The following is a 1,331-nucleotide window of genomic DNA, read 5'->3' on the forward strand; positions in this document are numbered from 1 at the left end:
TGGAATGACACGACTTCGGCGGTACGCTTGAGCCCCGCTACATTGTCGGCGCGGAATCACTAGACCAGTGAGCTATTACGCACTCTTTCAAGGGTGGCTGCTTCTAAGCCAACCTCCTGGTTGTCTGTGCGACTCCACATCCTTTCCCACTTAGCGTACGCTTAGGGGCCTTAGTCGATGCTCTGGGCTGTTTCCCTCTCGACCATGGAGCTTATCCCCCACAGTCTCACTGCCGTGCTCTCACTTACCGGCATTCGGAGTTTGGCTAAGGTCAGTAACCCGGTAGGGCCCATCGCCTATCCAGTGCTCTACCTCCGGCAAGAAACACACGACGCTGCACCTAAATGCATTTCGGGGAGAACCAGCTATCACGGAGTTTGATTGGCCTTTCACCCCTAACCACAGGTCATCCCCCAGGTTTTCAACCCTGGTGGGTTCGGTCCTCCACGACCTCTTACAGCCGCTTCAACCTGCCCATGGCTAGATCACTCCGCTTCGGGTCTTGAGCGCGCTACTAAATCGCCCTATTCGGACTCGCTTTCGCTACGGCTTCCCCACACGGGTTAACCTCGCAACACACCGCAAACTCGCAGGCTCATTCTTCAAAAGGCACGCAGTCACGACGCACCAAGCAAGCTTGATGCGCGACGCTCCCACGGCTTGTAGGCACACGGTTTCAGGTACTATTTCACTCCGCTCCCGCGGTACTTTTCACCATTCCCTCACGGTACTATCCGCTATCGGTCACCAGGGAATATTTAGGCTTAACGGGTGGTCCCGCCAGATTCACACGGGATTTCTCGGGCCCCGTGCTACTTGGGTGTCTCTCAAACGAGCCGCTGATGTTTCGACTACGGGGGTCTTACCCTCTACGCCGGACCTTTCGCATGTCCTTCGCCTACATCAACGGTTTCTGACTCGTCTCACAGCCGGCAGACTGTGAAAGAGAGATCCCACAACCCCCACGACGCAACCCCTGCCGGGTCTCACACGTCGTAGGTTTGGCCTCATCCGGTTTCGCTCGCCACTACTCCCGGAATCACGGTTGTTTTCTCTTCCTGCGGGTACTGAGATGTTTCACTTCCCCGCGTTCCCTCCACACTGCCTATGTGTTCAGCAGCGGGTGACAGCCCATGACGACTGCCGGGTTTCCCCATTCGGAAACCCCCGGATCAAAGCCTGGTTGACGACTCCCCGGGGACTATCGTGGCCTCCCACGTCCTTCATCGGTTCCTGGTGCCAAGGCATCCACCGTGCGCCCTTAAAAACTTGGCCACAGATGCTCGCGTCCACTGTGCAGTTCTCAAACAACGACCAACCACCCATCACAC

Annotated in this window: 1 rRNA gene (running past one end of the window); it reads right to left on the reverse strand. The window is 56.9% G+C overall.

Features of this window, described 5'->3' with window-relative positions:
- Positions 1 to 1,275: ribosomal RNA gene (locus ACZ516_RS33815) — 23S ribosomal RNA — on the reverse strand (it extends 1,926 nt beyond the left edge of the window).
- Positions 1,276 to 1,331: the final 56 nt, after the last annotated feature.

It is taken from the genome of Streptomyces sp. NPDC034037 (assembly GCF_055575715.1).